A 22,315-nucleotide genomic window follows, 5' to 3' on the forward strand; every position below is an offset into this window, starting at 1 on the left:
CCTCAAAGCAATTCACCCATTAAATGCGAACTGGCCTTTTTAAAAATGTAGCAATACTCTTGTCGGGCAATGTGTTTGCATTAATTATACCCTTTATAGCTGCACCCATTATAACCCGGCTATACACCCCAGAAGACTTTGGGAGTTTTGAGTTGTTTGCAAAGCTTTTGGCATTTGCAGTGGTGTTAGCATCCCTGAGATATGAATTGGCTATGGTGCTACCTAAAAAGGAAGAGCACAGCGCTAATTTGGCCACTATAGCCCTGCGATTTTCATTAATGTTTAGTTGCGCGATTTTGATTTTAACACTGCTTTTTAAATCGGACGTGGCCCAATTGATGGATAATGCGGGCTTGGAAACGCTACTTGTTTATTTGGGACCATTAGTAGCGGTAACCACCTTGTTTTCCATCATTAACCAGAGCTTAATTCGGGCTGAAAATTTTAAAAAGATATCCAGTATTAAAATTGTTTCAACCACCAGTAATCAGTTGGTTAAAGTGGCAGGTGGATATGCCGGAATGGGTTCCCTTGGATTATTATGGGGACAATTACTGGGGCTAGTTTTTCCAATTTTTATGGGATGGAAAAGCTTAAAGAAAAAGTTGAATGGATTCCGTTTCAAAAGTTCAAAATCGGAAAGGGAACAGATGAAGGTGTGGCAGGAGTTTCCCAAAGCAAATTTACCTCACGGACTAACGGATGAAGGTGAAAAGTTGATTTTGTTAGCCTTGATATCTGCCTACTTTGGTGCCTGGAGTCTCGGTCTTTTTGCATTTACGCTACGATATCTTAGAATACCGCTGCAGTTGTTTGGAGCTTCTATCGGTCAGGCTTTGTATCCGAAAATTTCAAAGGCTCACAATGCTGGAGAGGCCTATTTTTCTTTGATTTTACGCGTAACGGGCCTTTTATTCTTAATTTCTACCGTAGGATTTGGAACATTATTTTTATTCGGCGAAGAAATTTTTGCCTTTGTATTGGGGCAGGATTGGGCAGAGGCTGGTAATTACGCATCTTACATGGCGCCCTGGTTGGGTTTAAATTTTATTGCATCGCCGGTTAGCACCATTCCCACCATATTAAAAAGACAAAAAACATTTTTTAGAATAAGTCTGGCGATTTCGTTGTTTTCGCTAATTGGTATTTGGCAATTGGCTGAATTATCTTGGGGCTTTTACGAAGTTCTTGGGTTTCTAGTGCTGGTTCAAAGTATAGGTATGCTCGTTAAATTATTGTGGATTCTATTTATCGCAAAACAGAATTCAGGGAAATGAAAAAGATAATATTCATTCATTCGGGTAAGGTGGAAGCTAAAAATGCAGGTAGCAATTTAAGGCCTGCTAAAATGTTGGCTCATCTTAGAAAATTTGCAGATGTTTTTTGTGTTTCTGGTGAAGGGGCGGATTTTAAGGAAAGGATCGTTGCCTTAAAAAATAGCATAGCCTCAGGAGTTAAGTACGATGCGGTATACGTAGAAAACAGAACGCTTCCCCTTGGTTTACATATCCAGAAAAAAGGAATCCTCCCATTCAAACGCTACTTTTATGATGCAACCGAAAGGGATTTATTGGAGTATTTACTCGCCCAATCGCTTCCTATACATTATTTCTACCGCGATATTTATTGGGATTTTGATGAGGTGTATAAAAACTTACCGCTACTTAAAAAGCGCTACATCCTACATTATTTAAAAAAGTATGGAACCAAGGAGTTGAGGTTTTTGAAGGAAAAGAAAATCCACCTTTATGTTCCATCTCAACCCTTTGCCGATTACTTACTTCAAAAGCACCAGCTTAAATCTACCCCTTTGTCACCTGGAGGTGTGATTTTTAACGAGCATCCCCAAACGCAAACTCAAAAGCCGATTCAACTCTTTTATGTTGGAGGGGTTAGCAGCATGTATATAAGCGATGCCTTTTTGGGTGCTTTAGAGCAGTTACCACAAGATATGGAACTCACCCTTTGTTGTAGGAAGCCAGAATACGAGAAGGAGAAGTTGCGATTGGGGAAAATTCCAAGATTAAAAGTGATCCATCAAGATCATAAAGGTTTGCAGGAGGTTTACCCTCAAATGGATATAGGGTTGTTTCCGCTTCTACCTTCTGGATATGGTAAGCTGTCTTACTCCATAAAAATACCAGAATACATTTGTAACGGGCTGCCTATGCTCGCCATGGAAGGAACGATTAGTGCAGATTTAATAGCAAAAAAAGGCATAGGTTGGATTACAAAACCCAATAAAGAGGATGTACTACGGGTGTTGAAAAACTTGTCCCGTGAGCTTTCCGAGATCTCCGGAAAAAAGGAAATGGTAGCACAGGTACGCCAGGAATTTACATGGGAAGCAGTCTGTAAGCAATTGATGGCTAAAATGGAGGTAGGCGCATGAAAAGGATCCTGTTTTTAGCCGATGGAAGTTCCTCTCACACTATAAAGTGGGTAAGTGCCATCCATGGGAGAGATGTGGAGATTTTTCTTTTTAGTCTTAGAGACATTTCGCCAGCATTGAAAGAGCTGGGAATAGGTTCTTTTTCGGCGGATACCCTTGTAAAATCGAACGCTTCGGCATTTGATAAAAGCACCTATTTAAAAGTGCTGCCTCAACTTAAAAAGACCATCAAGTCCTTTCAGCCCGATTTAATCCATGTTCATTATGCAACGTCGTATGGGTTGTTAGCCTACTTATCTCGTTTTAGGCCCTATGTAGTCTCAGTTTGGGGGTCAGATTTATTGGTCTTTCCCAATAGGTCTTACCTGCACAAAACCATTTTGACCATGATTTTAAAGCGGTCGAAATCGGTTTTTTCATCCAGTGCACTTATGATGGAGAAACTGAAGGGTTTTGGAGTTGCTGGAAAATCAAAGCTCATTCCCTTTGGGATAGATTTAACTCATTTCCGCCCCCACTCTAAACCAGAACTTTCCGAGGGAATTCGTTTTGTTATAGTAAAGAGCTTGGAGCATACCTATGGTATAGATATTGCCGTCTTAGCCTTTGTAAATTTGCTAAATCAACATCCGAGTTTAAAATGCACTCTAACCGTTGTTGGAGGAGGTGCAGAGGAGACAAACTACAAAAAGTTGGCAGGGAAATATCTAGACCGTGGCATTTCCTTTTTGGGTCGAAAACAGCCCGGTGAAATCCCAGAGATACTCAATCAAAACCACGTTTTTATTAATATCTCTAGGAGCGAAAGCTTTGGAGTATCGGTGTTAGAGGCCGAAGCATGTGGTTTGGCCGTTATCGTCTCCAACAAAGGGGGCTTGCCCGAAACCATGGAGCCCAATAAAACGGGTATAATGATAGAGGAATTAACGGCAACGCGTTGCGAAAGGGCAATGAAATATTATATCGATCATCCGGAGATGATTCAAAAGATGGGTAATGAGGGACGGGCTTTTGTTGAAAACCACTTCGACTTTAAATTGAATGTACAACAGCAGTTAGCTGCGTATCGCGAAATACTGGGGTAATGAAACTTTTAATCCACTCACAATACTTTCCCCCTGAAGTAGGGGCTCCACAAAATCGACTTTATGAATTAGGAGTCCGGTTGGTAAAAAAGGGAGTTGAGGTAGAGGTGCTTACGGCTATGCCCAATTATCCACAAATGGAAATAATGCCGGGCTATGAAAACAAAAGCTATTTGAAAGAGGAAATGGGTGGACTTACCGTTCATAGATCCTCCATTTATGTGAGTAAAAGTAAGGCCATAACCTCTCGACTTAGAAATTATTTTTCCTTTGTTTGGAGCTCGTATAAAATAGGTCGCAAGCATTTAAAAGGGGATTTTGATTTTGTCTTGTGCGAATCTCCTCCCTTATTTCTAGGGATATCCAGTTATTTCCTAAGTAAAAGGTTGAAGGCAAAATTCATCTTTAACGTATCCGACTTATGGCCGGAAAGTGCCGAATCACTTGGCTTAGTGACTAATCCACTTATGTTAAAACCGGCTTATAAACTAGAGGCTTGGTTGTACAAAAAGGCGCATTTAATAACTGGGCAAACCCAAGGGATCGTAAAAGATATCCAGCGTCGTTTTCCAAATAAAACGGTGAAATGGCTGCCCAATGGGGTAGATTTGACTTACTTCGATAGGCGGCAAATTAGCAAGATAGATATAGCCATTCCAGAACATAAGTTTTACTGCTTTTATGCTGGAATTCACGGTCATGCCCAAGGTTTGGAGGTAATTTTAAATGCTGCAGAAATCCTAAAAGAAAAAGACATCGCCTTTGTGTTTCTTGGGGCAGGTCCGCTAAAGGATGAGTTAAAGGCAACAGCAAAAGAGAAGGGCTTAAATAAGGTTTATTTTTTAGATCCCGTTGGAAAAGATAAAATGCCAGGGATTTTAATGAATGCCTCTTGTGCATTGGTGCCCTTAAAGCGGTTACCCATTTTCCAGGGGGCAATTCCTTCCAAAATATTCGAGAACGCTGCAATGGAAATCCCCTTGGTATTAGGTGTAGAAGGGGAGGCGAAAGAGCTATTTATAGACCGAGGAAATTGTGGTGTGTTTTACACCCCAGAAAGCGCTGTAGACATGGCCCAATCCATTGAGAAATTATATCAGGATGAGCAATTTCGGATGGAAAGCGGTAAAAATGGTCGTAAGTTCGTAGCGGAAAATTTTGATAGAGATAAAATAGCCGAGGAGCTGATTACTTGGCTGTTAAATCTTAAAGATAAAGCATGAAAAAAATTCTAACCATTGTAGGGGCGAGACCCCAATTTGTAAAGGCTGCAGTAGTAAGTAGAGCTTTTGCTAAAGCAAGTGGATTCGAAGAAAAAATAATACACACGGGACAACACTTCGATAAAAACATGTCGGATGTTTTTTTCGAGGAAATGGAAATCCCTAAACCCGCCTATAATCTGGAGGTTAATTCTTTAGGTCATGGAGCCATGACGGGAAGAATGCTCGAGAAACTAGAAGAGGTCTTTGAGAAAGAAGAGCCCGATATGGTGCTGGTTTATGGGGATACCAATTCTACGATCGCTGGTGCCCTTGCAGCAAGGAAAATGCATATACCTGTTGCGCATGTAGAGGCGGGGTTGCGCTCTTTTAACATGAAAATGCCCGAGGAGGTTAACCGAATTCTCACCGATAGAATTTCGGATATACTATACTGTCCCACCGAAACGGCCATTCAAAATTTAAAGCGCGAGGGATACGATAACATAGACACAGTGATTGAAAAATCGGGCGACGTAATGTACGATGCAGCGCTGTTCTACAAAGAAAAAGGGGAGGCGTCGGACTTTGTGAAATCACTACCTCAAAATAATTTTGTGCTATGTACTATACACCGCGCAGAAAACACCGATGATCCCGAGCGTTTGGCCTTTATTGTTAATGCGCTAAACCAGTTAAATCAAGAAACCAAGGTGGTTTTACCTCTGCACCCAAGAACAAAAAAGAAATTGGCAGAAGTAGGATTAAAGTTAGATTTTGAAACCATAGATCCAGTTGGATATTTGGATATGGTACAGTTGTTAGACCGTTGTAAATTTGTGGTTACCGATTCGGGTGGATTGCAAAAGGAAGCCTTTTTCTTTAAAAAGCACTGTCTAACCCTGAGAGAGCAGACCGAGTGGGTAGAGTTAATTGAAAATGGTGTAAACACGCTAATCAATAGTGGAGAGGAGTTTACAAGCCATGCAAAGCGACTTTTAAACGAAACCAATTTTCCCGAACTCGAACTTTACGGAAAGGGAAATGCAGGAGAAATGATAGTTAATAGCCTTGATAAATATTTCGAGACACACTAAAACAACGTGGTTGGCAATGGCAAGTGTATTTTTACTTGCCTTTCCACTAACCTGGTACACCATTATCCTTTTGGTTACCTTGGTACTTGCCCATTTTATAAATTTCTCTCGAAACGATTTCAGAACCATGGGGAAACTCCCATTACTGCTCTTGGTTTTGCTAATAATATACGTTTGGGGCATATGGAATGAGCCCAAACTATACGATGGTATTTATACCGTTAGAAACAAGTTTTACTACCTATTTATCCCATTACTTTTCTGCTTTAAAGAAATAAATATCCGAACCCTTAAAAACACATGGATTTGGGGTGCTGGAATTATGGGGGCAGCCTTATTGCTTGCGGCGATAATCCGCTTTGCCATATCTGGGGACGCCAGTGAGTTTTACTATGGAAACCTATCCCTACGGATGCATCCCAGTTATTTCGCATTAATGGTCTTAATAGGGTGGATATGGCTTATTCAGAAAAAGCAAAAAGGAACTTGGGATTATGCCCTGGGAGTTTTATTTCTTGCCCTGTTGTATTTGCTTTCTGCCAGAGCCATACATATAGCGGCCATAGTAACGGCATTGGTAATGTTGGTACACGCTTTTATTTATAATAGAGGAATAAAGTATTTAGTATACACCATAGTGGGCGCCACACTCATTTGTGGGACGGTTCGCATGATGGGTAAAGGAATTAATCGCACCACAGAAATGGTGCAAACCCTTGCAGCTAAAGATAAAAGCAAGGCGAAAAGCAGTACCAATGTACGTTTGCTCATGTGGCAATCGGTATACGACCACAAAAGTGAAATTATGCCCGGAGGCGTGGGGGCGCAGCATGCAACTTCCTTTCTACATGCAAAGTGGCAAGAGGATGGCATGGATTTTCTTAAAGAAAGAGGATATACCAACGTGCACAACCAGTACCTACAGCTATTTGTAGTAGGGGGGATTCTTGGTTTATTGGCGTTGTGCCTGGTCTTACTTTATTTTTTACGCTATCCCGAACCTAATATTTACAATTGGGTTGTAACCATATCCATAGCCATTGCGCTGCTTTTTGAGTGTACTTTGGAGCGTCAGATGGGAGTTACAACGGTTGTTACGGCGTTTTGCATCATGGCGTACAGGGAAAAAAGAAAGAGTTCATGAAAATTCCATTTGCACCCCCAAGGGTAGATGATAAAACAATAGCTGAGGTGGTTGATACCCTTAATAGTGGGTGGATTACAACGGGACCAAAAACGGCAAAACTCGAGGAAGAAATTACAGCATACACTCAAGCTAGTGCAACCGTATGTTTAAACAGTGCCACCGCCGGATTAGAGTTGATGCTAAGATGGTTTGGGGTGCAGGAGGGCGATGAAGTAATTGTACCGGCTTACACTTATTGCGCAACGGCAAATGTGGTAGAACACGTTGGAGCTACACCCGTAATGGTGGATGTGAACAATGCCGATGCAAACATAAATTTAGCAGCTATAGAAGCTGCAATTAGCGATAGAACCAAGGTAATTGTACCGGTGGATATTGCTGGAATGCCTTGCGATTACTGCGAAATTCTGGCTTTGGCATTAGAAAAAGGTAAAGCGTTATTCCAACCGAGAAACGACAGGCAAAAACAGTTAGGTCGCCCAATGGTTATGGCCGATGCAGCACATTCCTTTGGAGCCTTGTACGGAAAAAAAAGGTTGGGCTCACAGGTGGATGCAATGGTGTTTTCTTTCCACGCGGTAAAAAATCTGACTACCGCTGAAGGCGGGGCAGTGTGCCTTAATTTCGAGGCCTTTAATAACCATGAGCTATACGCGGAACTACGCACGCTATCACTGCATGGGCAATCTAAAGATGCCTTTAAAAAAATGCAGCCCGGTGCTTGGCGATACGATGTTGCATATCCTGGATACAAATGTAATATGACGGATTTGCAGGCTGCTATCGGACTGGTGGAGCTTGCACGCTATGATGAAACCCTGAACAGAAGAAAAGAGATATGTAACCGATACATTCAAGGATTGGCCGATGAGGAACTATGCCTACTTCCCGAATTTGCCGATAATGTAAAGGAGTCTTCTTATCACCTATTTAGGCTGCGCATTAAGGATGCTAAAGAGGCGGATCGGGATAAAATAATTACCATTTTGGCGGAGCAGGGTATAGCAACCAATGTCCATTTTTTGCCGCTACCTATGTTGTCCTATTACAAGAATAAAGGGTATGATATAAAGGATTATCCCAACGCTTATAATTGTTTTGCCAACGAAATTTCACTGCCGGTATATTTCGATTTAACCGATGAAATGGTGGATTATGTAGTAGACCACGTAAAAAAGGCAGTACAAGCAGTAATGCGATGAAAAGGCTATTTGATTTTACAATTGCTTTAAGCTTATTCCTTCTATTTTCCCCACTTTTTTTGGTGTTAATGCTAGCCATAGTACTGGAAGATGGTTTTCCTCCATTTTTTATTCAGAAAAGAGTAGGCCAAAATGAAAAGCCCTTTGGCCTGTACAAGTTTCGGTCCATGTACAAAAATTCCGAAGGCAAGGGGCAGCTCACACTAGGAGATAGAGATCCTCGTGTAACTCGGGTGGGCTATGTAATTCGTAAGTATAAGTTAGACGAACTCCCGCAGCTTATTAATGTAATAAAGGGGGACATGAGCTTGGTTGGACCTCGTCCGGAGGTGCCGCGCTACACAAACATGTACAACCTGGAACAGAAAAAAGTATTGGAAGTAAAGCCAGGTATAACCGATTGGGCCTCCGTAAAATATATGGATGAGACCGAATTGTTGCGCCAGGCGGAGGATCCAGAGGAGCTTTATATCAATCAGATCATGCCCGACAAGATTAAAATAAACTTGGAGTACATCGCCAATAGGAGAGGAGTCTTAAGTGATCTGGGTGTTTTGTGGGCTACAGTACAGAAGATTTTTGTGAGGGAACGTAGCTCGTAGCTGGTCAGTAGTCAGTAGTCAGTAGTCAGTGGTTTAGTAGTTAGTTGTTGAGTTGTTAGCTCGTAGCTCAAAGCTCAAAGCTGAAAGTTGGAAGCTGAAAGCACGAAGGGAATTGCGTTGGAGCTTTTGGGTCTCGGTTCTCGAGTGCACACGCATTGGCGTGGGTGTATCGAGAGAACTGGGGAGGGCGAGAATGAGAATGAGAATGAGTAGTTGATGGGCCTCATTCTAGCACTGTTTCTCGCTCTGGTATACGGGGTTTCCCTCTTCGCGATGCTACGTTCGTAATGACTGCGTTGGTTTGGTGGTCAAGGGTCAGGGGTCAGTAGTCAGTGGTTTAGTAGTTAGTGGTTGAGTGGTTAGCTCGTAGCTCAAAGCTCGAAGCTCAAAGCTGAAAGCTGAAAGCACGCAGCGAATGCAGTCTGCGCTATCGAATCTCGGTTCTCGAGTGCACACGCTTTGGCGTGGGTGTATCGAGAGAACGGGGGAGAGCGAGAATGAGAATGAGAATGAGTTGTTGATGCACCTCATTCTCGCACTGTTTCTCGCTCTAGTAAACGGGGTTTCCCTCTTAGCTATGCTACGCTCGTAATGACCGCGTTGGTTTGGTGGTCAAGGGTCAGTGGTAAGTAGTCAGTGGTTTAGTAGTTAGTTGTTGAGTTGTTAGCTCGTAGCTCAAAGCTCAAAGCTCAAAGCTGAAAGTTGGAAGCTGAAAGCACGAAGGGAATTGCGTTGGAGCTTTTGGTTCTCGGTTCTCGAGTGCACACGCTTTGGCGTGGGTGTATCGAGAGAACGGGAGCAGAACGAGGTTAGGTCTGAGATAAACCCTATGACACACTTTAGTGAACACAACCTTCTATCACCTGGGGCTGCCCAACCAGTATACCAGTCATCTAGTACACTAGTACACGAGAAAAGTTAACCGCTAGGCCTTTTCATCTTTTCATCCTTCATCTTTTCATCCTTCATCCACTCATCCCTCCTCATCCGTTCACTCTTCACCCTTAATTTCCAACCCAAACAAATATTTGGTTTATAAAATAAACTAGTCTATATTTGCGATAAGTTTAAAATAATTTACTGATGGAAAAGCAAGAAAACAGTTCGGAGTTGAATCAGATCCACATGATTACATCTATGATCGCAGAGGCCAGGAAGTCCTTTTCAAAAACTTCTATTTACTTTTTGATATGGGGAATAGTAATGGCGGTAGCTGGTTTGGTAGAATTTTGGTTAACCCAAGAGCAATATGCCAGTCCGTTTATTGCATGGCCTGTGGCAGGAGCAATTGGCGGAATTTGGGCCGGGGTAGTAGGTCGCAAGCAGGGAATGCAACAGACGCATTTTACTTTATACGACAGAGCCATAATGGCCATCTGGAGTTCCTATACCGTTACATTGGTATTAATAATCATAGCCTCGGTTTTACAGAAGCAAAACCCTGGATTATGGATAATGTTTTTAACCGGTTTACCAACCTTGGCATCGGGTTTACTTATAAAATTTAGGCCTTTGATCTATGGTGGCATCGTATTTTGGGTAGCTGGATTAATAGCCTTATTTATCCCGTCCAACTACTTACCCCTTACATTTGCAATCAGTTTATTCTTCGGGTACATCATTCCAGGATTGATGCTAAAAAGAGCAGAAGAAAATGGCAGCCTTTAAAAAATTAGATCCCCTGCTTCACAACCAGCTAAGACTGGCCATAATCTCACTACTGATGGGAGTGGAGCAGGCGGACTTTAATTTCTTACTAGAAAAAACAAAAGCCACCAAGGGCAATTTAAGTGTGCAGTTGAGTAAACTCAAAGAAAAGGGCTACATAGAGGTAGAAAAAACCTTTAAAAACAACTATCCCCACACCACCTGCAAAATCACCAAAACCGGCATAGATAACTTCGAAAAGTACGTAGCCGCTTTAAACGATTATTTGAGAGTTGGGGGGTAGAATTATCATCTACCAGATTAAACCACTTATTCTAGAATCGGGTTGCTCATGGATGTTTTACCAAATGATTTTTTCCCGGTTTTATGACAATATTTTTCAGGGTAATCTGGATTTCTATATTCATTCCAGGATAACCATGCTGTTTTACTTAGGGGCTCCTTTGGGTTGTATCTTATTTTTTTTCCTGTTCTAATGCAGTAACCAATACTTGGGTTTTGGGCCTCTTTCCTTACTCGAGTAGGACGTTTTAAATCTTCTGATTCCCTTTCGATTTCTAAAGGGAAATCAGGGAGCTTTTTGGTTTCTGTTTCAAAGGTATGCCCACTGCTGTAATAATTTTTTGTGTGGTCAACGATTACCTCGGATGTCACAAAATTTTTGCTAAGAGTAACTAATAGCTTTTTAGTGTGATATACCGGTCTTTTAATGAATACGACTTCATTAGTATCCGCAATTTCGCGGCATTTGTTCCAAGCGTCATTATCTGCATTTGGTTTTAGTTTCCCGAAAATGTTTTGCTCGGAGAATACTCCAAACTCAATATTGTTCTTAAAGGAATGATCGTACAGATTAATAGAGGTAATTATCCCTTGTTTTTCATTGCCATAATATTTTGCATGTAGGTTGGGTACATAGATGATGCTTATGTTTTGGAACTGTTTAAAATAATCGAAGTCCCTTTTACTCAAACTCCGCCTTACATTGTTTTGATTTTTACCGAAAACAATGATGATGTGAAGCTTGTGGTTGTTGAGGTGCCTATCGAATAGTTTTTTAAAATAATCATCAAGTTTTATAAAGGGTGATACGATCATTAATATTCGGTCTGCTTCCCAAATGGTATCGTAAATAGCATTATCTAAGTCGTTCCCTGTTAAAAACTTACTCATCTTTAAATAATTTCTTGACTACTTTGTAAAGTGTTGAAATGTTTTAAAACTAGCTTTAATAGCAAAATAAAGTCGTGAAAATAATAATATATGTGTTATGTAGTATTATTATTGGGTGTAAATGTAATCTACAAAAATAGGTTTTGGTCAATTCTTGATTATCCACCCATACATCGGGTTTTTGCAAAAGACACGGAAACCAGGTTAATTAATCTACCTACATATTTTTATCAGGAAAATTCACCCCCATTTATTCAATTCATAGAGTCAAGGAATAAGGGTTCTTATTTCACTACTTATGTGAGTTTGGGGACTCTCCTGTTAGCAACTCCATTAAAAAAAACACCTAAATGCTCATCAACTACAAAATTTTCAAATGGGAGGAGAAACGGGGATTGCCTACCGTTACTTAAAAATTACGAATGAATACTTATAGGGAGACATTTTGTACTACTCAAAAAAATGATTGATTGCCTTAAAAAGGATATTTATCCGGGTGATTTTTGTTAGTATTATTAAATTATCCTACTCTAAGTTTAGCAGCATCATGCCATAAGTAGTGTGGTAGAGGTTCTTTAAGTTTCCATTTAATATTCATCGGTTTGGTACCATAATGGTCCTCAATTGCCGCTTTTCCGCTAAATACGTAACCCATAGTATTTCCATATTCATCTTTGTTCTTTTCCCTGATGAATAGTAAAATATTTTTTCCATCATTTTTATGATTTATATAGGAAATTCCTTTTGGCGTATTGGGGCCAGCTGAATTTTGACTTTGCCAATGAAAAAGAGTTTCATTAATAGCATAGTCATCATACATTGTGGTTGGAGAGAAATTTTCTTCGGATTTTATGAGATTAATAAATAAAAGTTCCGTATTTAACTTTGGATTAAAAGCTACTCCTTCCCGACTAGATGATTTTTTCTCAAATGTACTTAGGCCAAAAGCAGCAAGAATTTGATCTCTAGTATATCTTGAATGAACTTTCAGGGGTTGATTGTACGGAAGAGTTATATTAATCTCTTTGAAGTCTACTCTGTCTATCAATACCTCTAGTATTTCAATTATTTCATCAATCAATATTGGATTTTCTCCCAATTCTGAAATGCTTTCTTCCAATGATTGAAACCGACCAGCACTTTGCCATATGTCGTAGTGAAGCATCAATAGCATTTTCTGTTGTGCTTCATTAAGTTCACTTGTTACACATTTAAATTGTCTTCTGGCTAAACTTAAAATGAATTTAAAATAGCTAGTTGAACTGCAGGATAGCCATTTTTTTGAAATGGCAGTAACAATTTCTTTTTCATTTTTGGAATCAAATTCTTTAAGTGTGCCAGCCATTTGGCAAAGTCTCTTCCATCCTCCTCGTTTATAAATTATTTGCAGGGGAATATTATAGAATTCAATGAAGTTTTTAAGGTTTAGTTCTAATGATGTATGGTTTTGAAAATGTTGGATTTTTAAAATGAGTTGGTTTCGGTTTAATGAAGTTGCTTTCGTAATATTTTCCAGTATGAAATTTTTAGCTTTTTTCTCTAAAATGATTGAACACCCTAATGGTAAATGAGGAAAATTATCTTCAATTTCTTTTATTACTGGAGTTTTGGTTTTACCAACTAAAGCCCTAAACTTTCCTTCAAAATTGTACTCAGGTCTTGCATTTCCAACAAAGTCTAACACGGTTAAGGACTCTTTATTATCTGCAAGTCTTAATCCACGCCCCAGTTGCTGCAAGAAAATAGTAAGGCTTTCAGTTGGTCTCAAAAAAAGTACTGTATCTATTTCTGGAATGTCAACTCCTTCATTAAAAATATCAACTACAAACAAGTAGTTGATTTCCTTTTTCAAGAGTTTATTTTTAACTGTCCCTCTGAGATGAGTATTTTTACTGGTAAGGCAACTCGCTTTGTATCCGGCCAAATTAAATTTTTCCGCCATGTATTGAGCATGTTCTATGCTAACACAGAATCCTAATGCCCGTACATCTGATGGGTCTTTGGTGTATTTTTCCAGGGCGTCAAGTATTTCGTTAACTCTCCGATCATTTGCGGTGTAAATGGATGATAATTCGCTGGTAACATATCTACCTCGTTCCCAGCTAACTTTGGTAAGGTCTATACTGTCAGTAATCCCGAAGTATTGAAATGGACAAAGCAGTTTTCTGTTTAACGCCTCCGGCAATCTTATTTCAGCTGCAATTTTACCATGGAAATCTTCTAGGATATTACTACCATCCATTCTTTCGGGGGTAGCAGTTAGACCTAAAAAAACTTTTGGCTTAAAATAATTGATAATTTTTCGATAAGAATTTGCAGTTAAATGATGGCATTCATCAATGACAATGAAATCATAATATTTATCGGAAAGATTTAAGTTGTTTATCCTATTGTTTAGTGTTTGGATTGAAGCAAATACATGGTCAAAGCTGTCAGGAATATGACCGTCAACCCATAATTCCCCAAAATTGTTGTCTCTTAATATACCCTGATAGGTAGAGCGTGATTGTTCCAAAATTTCCTTACGATGGGCCAAGAATAAGAGTTTATCGGAGGATTTACTTCTAAACCTTTTGTAATCAAATGCTGAAATCACGGTTTTTCCTGTTCCGGTGGCGGCTACTATTAAATTTTTATTTCTATTGTGTAATAATCGTTCAACCTCGAGTTTTTCAAGAATCTCTTGCTGGAATGGATAAGGCTTTATTTCAAAATAATTGGATACTACTTGATTGGATTTGGTGCCTTTTCCTTGTTTTAATGAGTTAACCAGTTTTTCTTTATGGATGGTGTTGTCAAATTGTTCAAAATCACCACTTTGCCAGTAAGTATCAAATGTTTTTTGAAACTTAGAGATAATATGTCCCACCTCTTTAGTCGTAATTTTTAAATTCCACTCCAACCCATCGGTAAGGGCTGTCCTTGAAAAATTTGATGAACCAATGTATGCAGTATGAAACCCTGTATTTCTCTTGAAAAGGTATGCCTTAGCATGAAGTCTTTCATTACCTGTGTTGTATGAAATTTTTACTTGGGTATTTGGGAGTTCTGAAAGTAGTTGAATTGCCTTATAATCTGAAGCACCCATGTAGGTAGTAGTAATTACCCTGAGTTTCCCTCCCTTTCGAGTAAACTCTTTAAGTTCCTTTAGAAGTATTATTATTCCCTTAAATTTTATAAATGAAACTAGTAAATCAATTTCATTAGATGATAGAATTTCCTTTTTGAGTTCACTTTCTAACGATAACCCAGCATTCCCCCCCGTAAATAACTCGCTATGGGTAAGTCTTGTGTATGGAGTGATTTCTTTTAGGTGTAAATCCAGATTTGAGTAATCAGAATCAATTTTTGAAAATATTGCTTTCAAAATTTCTCCCTCTATTACAACTAAGTCGTTTTCAAACTCTTCATTTTCTAATTCTTTTTTTAGAAGTAGAATGATTTTATTGGCAATTTCGATTTGTAACGTAATTGAATTATCACCCTTAATATAATCCAAGGCGTACTTTATCGTTTGTGATAAATGTTTTGATAAAATAGTCGAAGCCTCCTCTTTGTCTAATTTGCTGGTTTTAATGAAAAAGCTGCTTTTAACAACATTGTTTAATTGATGTTTTACCAATTTTGTAACAATCTCTTCGTAAATTCCTTCAATCATATCTTCAAATACTCTTTAACTATTGGTACATCAGCTTCGGCCCAATTCAATTTTAGAAGGTCTTTTTTTTGCAACCATAGGAATTTTTTATGTTCCGCTAATTTCAGTTCACCTCCCTTATGTACAGCAAGAAATGGGATAAGTTGAATTGATCTTTTGGGGTACTTATAAACACAAGGACTTAGTCTTTTCAATACTGTTATATCTATGTTTAGCTCTTCTTTTATTTCTCTGATTATACAAGCCCGCTCACTCTCATTTGGTTCAATTTTTCCACCAGGAAATTCCCATTTATTTGGCAAGCTCATATTTTCGCTTCGCTGAACCACAAGAACTTTGTTGTTGGCTTCGATAAGAGCACAGGTTACCCGAATCATATAAGGTTTTATTGAGTTGTATGTGAAGGTTATACCCTTGGAAATTATTAGGTTTAATGTGTTAAAATAGCAAAAACATGAATTCCAAATCTCTATCAATAAATTTTAATTGAATTTGATTGAAATTAATCATTAATAATAAGTCCTGATTTTATTGGGAATGATTAGGTAAATCAAAATTTATTATCATCTTCCTTCCACGTTCTCCCCCCCCTCTACAACCTCTCCTTAATAGTATCTTCTAATTCTTGGTCTATTACTTGACCGTAACCGCTTTGTTGATAAGTGATTTTACCGGTTTTGTCTATCAGGTAAAAGGTGGGGTAGGCCGAAACATTATACTGGGCAGCTACCTTATTGGCGCCAAATAGACTTAGATGTTTAACTTCTCGCTTGGTTAGGAAATTGCGCATGTCATCGTTCTTAATATCATCGAAGGGGTTGATGCCTAAAATTACCAGACCCTTTTCCGCATACTTATGATGTAGGTCGTTTAAAAGGGGCAGAGCTTTCATACAGGGATGGCAACTTTTATAAAAGAAGTCTAACAACACAACTTTTCCCTTGTAGTCGTCAAGAGAAATACTATCTCCATCAATGGAGATGAGCGTAAAATTTGGTGCTGGAGTATTATTGGCTAATAGAGGCGGAGATTTGTACGGTTGATAGTCTTTAAGGTAAACATGGGAGGGAAGCGCAGCGGGACTAATCGCCTTTATTTTTGAGCTGTCGTTTATTGAATAATTTAGTAATTCCTTTCGGTTGTACTGGTACATGGTGTCTCCATCCATTTCACCATCTATGGCGTCGGCGTACGCAAGGGGTATAAAATCTTTCTTGGATATCCAGAAATCCTGCTCGATTCTTAAAAATTGGAATGAGTCGGTAGTGTCGTTCTCCGGTTTGGTGGTTACTCTAATTTGGTAGCATTCTCTTCCGTTTATTACCGTTTCTCCCACTAATTGAAAGGTTTTGCGGGGATTCTTTAAAATGCTATCGTGGGGTATAGGATAGCTATTCCGTTCGGTAAAAGGTTCGTAGAAGGTATGGTTGTGACGGAATTTAATGATGTCTTCAGCCCACTGCTGTTTGTTCATAATAATACCAGTGTCCTTGTCCCCAAAGTAGGAGACGAATTCATTTCCGGTATACATAACGTCCCAGGTATTACCATTTTCAAAGGATTTGGTGTAATGGAATGCGGAGCTATATAGGCTGTCGTCCTTCAGTTTTTTGAAAACGCAATCGTATTCAAACTTATTCGTATCAGATTGGCTCATAAACTTTACGTATTCAACCATTTCATAGGTTCCCGCCTGTATGCTTTGGCATTTTTGAAAGGAGTTTTGCAATATTTCCTTGGGGTCGGTTTCTGCACAGGAGAATAGCGTGAATGCAGCTATGATCTGCGGTATAAATTTGAGCTTATTCATAATCGGGGTTGGTTATGGGATGGAAGATAGGGAATTAGGTCGTTTGGTGTTCGATAAAGGATTTTCACCACAGAGGCCACGGAGGAAATTGGAGCTGGTGGATGGTTAGTGGTCAGTGGTTTAGTAGTTAGTGGTTGAGTGGTTAGCTCGTAGTTGGTAGCTGGTAGCTCAAAGCTGGAAGCTGAAAGCACGAAGCGAATTGCGGTGGAGCTTTTGGTTTTCGGTTCTCGAGTGCACACGCTACGGCGTGGGTGTATCGAGAGAACGGGGGAGAGCGAGAATGAGAATGAGTTGTAGATGCCCCTTATACTAGCTTTGTTTCTCGCTTTGGCATACTGGGGTTTTTCTTATAGCATCGCTTCGATGGAGATGGCAGCGTTGGTTGAGTGGTTAATGGTCAATGGTCAATGGTCAATGGTAAGTGGTTAGCTCAGAGTTCGTAGCTCCTAGCTCAAAGCTGAAAGTTGGAAGCTGAAAGTACGAAGGGAATTTCGTTGGAGCTTTTGGAACTCGGTTCTCGAGTGCACACGCTTTGGCGTGGGTGTATCGAGAGGACCTAAGCAGAACGAGATTAGGTCTGAAATAATCCCAATGACACACTTTAGTGAACACAACCCTCAAAGCTAAAAGGAGGTAGCTACTTTCGGTTCTCGGTTTTACACCGAAAGAAAATTCTATCACTTGGGGCTGCCCAACAATTATACCAGTTATTTAGTACACTAGTACACGAGAAAAGTTAACCGTAAGGCCTTTTCATTCCTTCATCCTTCATCCCTTCATCCTTCATCCTTCATCCCTTCATCTTTTCATCCCTTCATCCCTTCATCCTCTCATCTCCTCATCCTTCATCCCTTCATCTCTTCACTTCCTAATCTTAACTCAAAAATCATTTCCGTGAGCCAAAAATGGCAGAGCCAATACGTACCATGGTGCTTCCACAGTTTATGGCAATTTGGTAATCCTGAGTCATTCCCATGCTCATTTCGGTTACGGCATGATCCGCTAAAGCAGGATGCTGACGAATGTGGTAGAAAACATCTTTTAAGCTGTTGAATTCGGCTTCTATTTGTGTGGTATTATTGGTATTGGTCGCCATGCCCATTACCCCGCGAATTGCAATGTGTTCGAGGTCGGGAAACCTTGGGTCGTTTAGCATTTCTATTACCTCGGCATCGTCAAACCCAAACTTACTATCCTCCTGGGCTATGTGAATTTGCAACAACACCGAAATCTCGCGGTCTATCTTCTTGGCTTGTTTGTTTATTTCTTTAAGCAGCTTAAAGGAATCTACTCCGTGGATGAGGTATACAAAAGGGGCAATGTACTTAACCTTGTTGCGCTGCAAATGTCCAATAAAATGCCAGTGGATGTCTTTAGGAAGGCTTTCTGCCTTATCTACCAATTCTTGAACGTAATTCTCTCCGAAATCTAGCTGCCCATTTTCGTAGGCTTCTAAAATGGCACTTTCCGGTTTTTTCTTGGATACCGCAATTAGCTTAACCCCCTGTGGCAGTGACTTTTTTAGACGCTTTAGATTTCCTTGAATCATATCAATTCATTTCGTAAACAGTAACCCCAGATCTCAATTTAGGTTCAATAAAAGTACTTTTTGGTGGCATGGATAATCCTGCATCCGCTACGGCCTTTAATTCTTCTACCTGAACAGGATAAAGATAAAAAGCATAGGGTATTGCGCGCTTTTTAATGATGTTTTTCACTTCAGCTACACTGAATTTTCCTCCCAAGAACTCAATTCTACTGTCGGTTCTTAAATCTTTTATGTCAAAAACAGGTTCCAAAATTTTGGTGGAAACCCAATCTGGCGAAATCGTCTCCAGCGGTGGAATTAAAGAAACCTCTTCTCTTAGTTTCAGTAGAAAGTTTTTTTCCCAACTTAAAAACAGTACTTCTTTATTGCTAGTTGGCTTTACATTGGGGCCAACTTCGGTTATTTCAAAACTCCGCTGTAGCTTTTTTAATATGTCGTTGAGGTCCGTATAAATATTGTCCTTAACCAAACGGTGGAAGGGAAGTATTTCGAGTTCGCTTTCGGGAATTAAATACGACAAGATAAAATCGAAGCCTTTGGGGTAATTGGGCTCCAATGCTCTTTTTTCCTGGGCAAGTTTAACCGACGATGCCGATCTATGGTGACCATCGGCAATATAAAGTTCTGGAATTTCACCCAAAGCTCCCGTTAGCGTTGCAATGTGTTCTGGATCATCTATCACCCATAACTGATGCCGATTTTTATCTGTGGTGCTAAAGTCGTATTCCGCTCTAGTTTCTAGGTAGATGTTTTTAACGCGCTCTATTTCTTCGTGGTCTTTATGACTCATTAGAACGGGCTCGGCGTGAAAACCAGTTGTGTCTAGATAACGCTTAAATATTTCTTCTCTCGGAGCTAGGGTGTGCTCGTGGATTTTAATGTTGCCCTCGAGGTAATCGTCAACAGCACAACATCCAACCAAACCGCAGTAACTATTTTTTCCGGAAATCTGACGATATAGGTAGAAAGCCGGTTTTTTATCCCTTTGAAAGTATCCCTTGTTTACAAACTCGTTGTATTTGTTTTTAACCGCCTGGAAACGCTCCTCGGAGTTAGGCGGAGTTTTTATACGCTCCCTATATTCTGGATTGATGATATGGATAAAAGAAAAGGGATTTTCTGAGAGTTTGGCAAACAATTCCTTTTTACCATAGGTAATGTATGATCGGGATGAAACGAGGTGGGCCTTGTCTCTTGGTGGACGTACCGCCTTAAATGGTTTAAATATCGCCATAGTTACGCTGTTGCTGCGAAATTAAAAAGAAACCCTTGCCAAAAAAGGCAATTTAGGAATTGGTTAAAGTACTAATGATTTCTTCGATTTTATCCATAGTTCGTTCTATGGCTGGATCGTATTTGTCGGTATCCTCTTTCAGCGCCCTTTTAAGCAGTTCAAGGCTTTCGATACGCAAATTGCAATAATCTAAAAGGATGGAATTTCGTTCTTTTTGAAAATCATTTAGTTCCAATTGATTATTCTTTAAAAGTGCCGTTTTAGCCTGCTTAAAATGGTAAATGGCAACGTAATCTATATTGGCAACAAAAGCGTGGATGGTTTCCTTTCCCTGGTTGGGATCATTCATGAAAATAAGCGCCTGTTCTTCATGGTAGGCAAACTCTTCAATATTCTTTTGGTAGACACTTAACTCATTGGTGGTGTTTTTTAAAGCGAATGCAGAAACCACAAATAACAAGGAAAGAGAAATAGCATAAGCCACAATTTTCTGGCTTACATCATTGGGTTTTTTCAAAGTGGGATAAAAGCAAAATCCTAGCACCAGCCCAGCGATTAATCCACCTATATGTGCTGCATTGTCAATGCCTGGATTTAGCCCATTTAACAGGTTGTAAGCTACAAATATCACCATACTGGTTAACAGTGCAGATCGGGTTTTCTTGGGAATAAGGCGGGTTAGCAGCAAGGCAATAAACAAGCCATACATTCCAAAAATGGCTCCCGAAGCTCCAGCTGCCACTACGGGAGCATTCCAGTAAAGACTTATTATGCTTCCAAATATCCCTGCTATGGTATAAGCAACAAAAAACTTTGTTTTCCCAATAAGGGGTTCTAAAAACACGCCAATTTGAAGCAGGGCAAACAGGTTTACAATAAGGTGAATGACTCCTATATGCAAATAATTACTGCTTAATACCCTCCAATATTCACCTTCAAAAACCAGGGGTTTAAAATTTGCTCCCCAGGCTATAAGTTCACCTGGATCGGGGGTTATTGCATGGATACCTCCCCCAATTACCATTACAAGAAAAATGGCCACGTTAATCCAAATAAGTAATGGTGTAATAAGAAATACCTTATTCGGAATTAGTGGGTTGGCGTCTATTTCTTGTTGCTCTGCTGCATCTTCCAAAGAATTTAGCAGATTGTGGTAACGCACAATGGCCCCTTCATCAGGACTAAGTAATGCGTTATCAAGCTCCTTTCGCAAACGAGCAACATTCTCTTTGTTTTTCCCAAAATCTACAATCTGAACCCCAGCGCAGCACGATATTATGCTAATCTCATCCTCGAGGATACTAATGGTTATCTTTTCTCCCCATGATGTCCATGACATGCGAGAGACAAAAGTGAAACTGTTTTCGGTTAAAGAAAAAAGCTCCCAATTTAACTGCTCAGCGGCGGTTAAAATGGAAGCTCCTAGTTGTACTTTATCTTGGGAAGGAAGGGGGAATTCTTCTTGAAATTTTGCTGGAAAACCTACGGCCATATTAATGGGTTGTGTGATAAGCCGACCAATTTATAGCTTTCATCAACAGATCATCAAAGGATTCGCTTTAATTTTCTGCCAAATGTTGTTCGTTAAAACTAATCATCCAGTTTACTCCAAATTTATCGGTGCAGGTCCCAAAATAGTCGCCCCAAAAGGTTTTTTGCATGGGCATGCTTACCTTTCCATCCTTGCTAAGTGCATTAAAAATTCGGTCTGCTTCTTCTTGGCTTTCGGCACCTAAAGAAAGACTAAAGCTGTTACCCTGTTGGTAATTTGGAGCCCATTCTCCGCCCACATCACTGGCCATTATTTTACTTCCGTCGGGTAGGGAATAGGTCATGTGCATTATTTGGTCTTTGTTGCTGTCGTCTACGTTAAATCCAGCTTGAGGAGGCATGTCTGCATATTTACCTACAAAGTCGAAACTCCCACCGATGTGCTCCTTGTAGTAATGCATAGCCTCATGGCAATTGCCGTTGAAATACAAATAGGGGTGTAATCCTTTCATAGTCTTATTTTTTGGTGTTTAAAGCACGAAGGAAATTGCGTAAAAATTGATCCTTGCACTCCCTGTAATGTTTGTGTCCGGGCTTTCTAAAAAAAGCATTTACCTCGTGCTTGCTAAATTCTAAATCCACTTTTTTCATGATATCTACAATATCGTCATCGGTTAGCTGAAGCGCAATTTTTAGTTTTCTTAGGATGAGGTTATTGTTTAGTTGACTTTCTGCTTTGGGGGCTTCACCCTCCTTAGGGCCTCTTTTAAGGGTAATTAGCCCATTTAAAAAATGCGCCAGTTTTTTATCGTTTAAAGGTTGGAAATTTTCGGCATCGTCTTTGGCCAGGAAGTTCTGAATATCTTCAACTGTGGTCTCAAAATCCCCCAGGCTAAATATCTTCAGCATTTTCTCATCGCTGTAATTGTAGGTATATCTAATGCTTCGCAGTATGTAGTTATTGTTCATCATGGCCTTGCTACAGGTTTTTGCTTTGTGAAATTC

19 protein-coding genes are annotated in these 22,315 nt (G+C 39.8%); 10 read left to right on the forward strand and 9 right to left on the reverse strand.

Annotation, left to right across the window (positions count from 1 at the left end; genetic code table 11):
• Nucleotides 1-23: 23 nt before the first annotated feature.
• The 10 genes from FRX97_RS09890 to FRX97_RS09935 all read left to right on the forward strand — a co-directional run bounded on the left by FRX97_RS09890 (nt 24) and on the right by FRX97_RS09935 (nt 10,678).
• Entirely contained in the window at nt 24-1,277 is a 1,254-nt protein-coding gene (locus FRX97_RS09890; RefSeq protein WP_147015055.1) for a lipopolysaccharide biosynthesis protein, read from the forward strand.
• A complete protein-coding gene (locus FRX97_RS09895; protein WP_147015056.1) occupies nt 1,274-2,392 on the forward strand; it encodes a glycosyltransferase family protein in 1,119 nt (372 codons plus the stop codon). Before FRX97_RS09890 ends, FRX97_RS09895 begins: the two co-directional genes overlap by 4 nt.
• Nucleotides 2,389-3,477 (forward strand): glycosyltransferase, encoded by a 1,089-nt coding sequence (locus FRX97_RS09900; protein WP_147015057.1) that lies wholly within the window; start codon nt 2,389-2,391, stop codon nt 3,475-3,477. Before FRX97_RS09895 ends, FRX97_RS09900 begins: the two co-directional genes overlap by 4 nt.
• The gene (locus FRX97_RS09905; protein ID WP_147015058.1) at nt 3,477-4,700 is read left to right on the forward strand and encodes a glycosyltransferase family 4 protein; all 1,224 of its coding nucleotides are present in this window, start codon (nt 3,477-3,479) and stop codon (nt 4,698-4,700) included. Before FRX97_RS09900 ends, FRX97_RS09905 begins: the two co-directional genes overlap by 1 nt.
• Nucleotides 4,697-5,776: a non-hydrolyzing UDP-N-acetylglucosamine 2-epimerase gene (wecB, locus tag FRX97_RS09910; RefSeq protein ID WP_147015059.1), complete on the forward strand. Its 1,080-nt coding sequence runs from the start codon at nt 4,697-4,699 to the stop codon at nt 5,774-5,776. Before FRX97_RS09905 ends, wecB begins: the two co-directional genes overlap by 4 nt.
• A 16-nt stretch (nt 5,777-5,792) precedes the next feature.
• Nucleotides 5,793-6,920, forward strand: coding sequence for an O-antigen ligase family protein (locus tag FRX97_RS09915; RefSeq protein ID WP_147015060.1), 1,128 nt, complete (start codon nt 5,793-5,795; stop codon nt 6,918-6,920).
• Entirely contained in the window at nt 6,917-8,125 is a 1,209-nt protein-coding gene (locus FRX97_RS09920; protein ID WP_147015061.1) for a DegT/DnrJ/EryC1/StrS family aminotransferase, read from the forward strand. Before FRX97_RS09915 ends, FRX97_RS09920 begins: the two co-directional genes overlap by 4 nt.
• Nucleotides 8,122-8,727: a sugar transferase gene (locus FRX97_RS09925; protein ID WP_147015062.1), complete on the forward strand. Its 606-nt coding sequence runs from the start codon at nt 8,122-8,124 to the stop codon at nt 8,725-8,727. The genes FRX97_RS09920 and FRX97_RS09925 overlap by 4 nt, the downstream gene beginning before the upstream one ends.
• A 1,083-nt stretch (nt 8,728-9,810) precedes the next feature.
• Nucleotides 9,811-10,395, forward strand: a complete 585-nt coding sequence (locus FRX97_RS09930; protein WP_147015063.1) for a hypothetical protein — start codon at nt 9,811-9,813, stop codon at nt 10,393-10,395.
• Entirely contained in the window at nt 10,382-10,678 is a 297-nt protein-coding gene (locus tag FRX97_RS09935) for a winged helix-turn-helix domain-containing protein (RefSeq protein WP_147015064.1), read from the forward strand. The genes FRX97_RS09930 and FRX97_RS09935 overlap by 14 nt, the downstream gene beginning before the upstream one ends.
• A gap of 26 nt (nt 10,679-10,704) precedes the next feature.
• On the opposite strand, the gene FRX97_RS09940 is transcribed toward FRX97_RS09935, so the two are convergent.
• The 9 genes from FRX97_RS09940 to FRX97_RS09980 form a co-directional block, all read right to left on the reverse strand.
• The gene (locus FRX97_RS09940; RefSeq protein WP_147015065.1) at nt 10,705-11,568 is read right to left on the reverse strand and encodes a phospholipase D-like domain-containing protein; all 864 of its coding nucleotides are present in this window, start codon (nt 11,566-11,568) and stop codon (nt 10,705-10,707) included.
• Nucleotides 11,569-12,088: 520 nt separating this feature from the next.
• Nucleotides 12,089-15,226: a DEAD/DEAH box helicase gene (locus FRX97_RS09945; protein WP_147015066.1), complete on the reverse strand. Its 3,138-nt coding sequence runs from the start codon at nt 15,224-15,226 to the stop codon at nt 12,089-12,091.
• Complete coding sequence (locus tag FRX97_RS09950) at nt 15,223-15,603, reverse strand: (deoxy)nucleoside triphosphate pyrophosphohydrolase (protein WP_147015067.1); 381 nt, start codon at nt 15,601-15,603, stop codon at nt 15,223-15,225. The genes FRX97_RS09945 and FRX97_RS09950 overlap by 4 nt, the downstream gene beginning before the upstream one ends.
• A 215-nt stretch (nt 15,604-15,818) precedes the next feature.
• On the reverse strand, nt 15,819-17,036 hold the full coding sequence (locus FRX97_RS09955) for a TlpA family protein disulfide reductase (RefSeq protein WP_147015068.1): 1,218 nt from the start codon (nt 17,034-17,036) through the stop codon (nt 15,819-15,821).
• An 886-nt stretch (nt 17,037-17,922) separates the two neighbouring features.
• Nucleotides 17,923-18,585 (reverse strand): YggS family pyridoxal phosphate-dependent enzyme, encoded by a 663-nt coding sequence (locus FRX97_RS09960; RefSeq protein WP_147015069.1) that lies wholly within the window; start codon nt 18,583-18,585, stop codon nt 17,923-17,925.
• A 1-nt stretch (nt 18,586) separates the two neighbouring features.
• Complete coding sequence (locus FRX97_RS09965) at nt 18,587-19,819, reverse strand: DUF1015 domain-containing protein (RefSeq protein WP_147015070.1); 1,233 nt, start codon at nt 19,817-19,819, stop codon at nt 18,587-18,589.
• A gap of 52 nt (nt 19,820-19,871) precedes the next feature.
• A complete protein-coding gene (locus FRX97_RS09970; RefSeq protein ID WP_147015071.1) occupies nt 19,872-21,311 on the reverse strand; it encodes a rhomboid family intramembrane serine protease in 1,440 nt (479 codons plus the stop codon).
• 67 nt (nt 21,312-21,378) lie between these two features.
• Nucleotides 21,379-21,822: a VOC family protein gene (locus FRX97_RS09975; protein WP_147015072.1), complete on the reverse strand. Its 444-nt coding sequence runs from the start codon at nt 21,820-21,822 to the stop codon at nt 21,379-21,381.
• A 4-nt stretch (nt 21,823-21,826) separates the two neighbouring features.
• A complete protein-coding gene (locus FRX97_RS09980) occupies nt 21,827-22,282 on the reverse strand; it encodes a YehS family protein (RefSeq protein ID WP_223266610.1) in 456 nt (151 codons plus the stop codon).
• Nucleotides 22,283-22,315: the final 33 nt, after the last annotated feature.

The sequence above is a fragment of the Luteibaculum oceani genome (assembly GCF_007995015.1).
Lineage (GTDB): Bacteria > Bacteroidota > Bacteroidia > Flavobacteriales_D > Luteibaculaceae > Luteibaculum > Luteibaculum oceani.